The organism is Paenibacillus popilliae ATCC 14706, from assembly GCF_000315235.1.
Classification (GTDB): Bacteria; Bacillota; Bacilli; order Paenibacillales; family Paenibacillaceae; genus Paenibacillus_B; species Paenibacillus_B popilliae.
The window spans coordinates 1-249 of record NZ_BALG01000245.1 but is presented as its reverse complement, the minus strand read 5'-3'; the positions used below and the strand labels follow the sequence as shown (position 1 = coordinate 249).

Annotated in this window: 1 pseudogene; it reads right to left on the bottom strand. The window is 41.0% G+C overall.

The features are described 5' to 3' along the window. Positions 1-235: pseudogene (locus PPOP_RS15215) on the bottom strand (Rha family transcriptional regulator); the annotation flags it as partial. Positions 236-249 lie beyond the last annotated feature (14 nt).

Sequence of the window (249 nt, the reverse complement as noted above, 5' to 3'; positions counted from 1 at the left end):
ATTTATGCTCGAAGAAGTTTTCTTCAATGAAACGCAAGCTCACCTGATTTTTCAGGGCAGCTATTTCATGATCGTCTTCATCCTTCTTTTGAGCTGTAGCAACCATTTCGTCATATGACTGCAGAACGTTATCGTGCCTTTTCTTAAATTCCTGCGCAACTTGACGTGTGCTGTAAAGTGCCTGTCCATTCATCTCATACAACATGCAGTCCGTATTAAGGATAAGTTTGCTCATATCTTCTCTCCCTT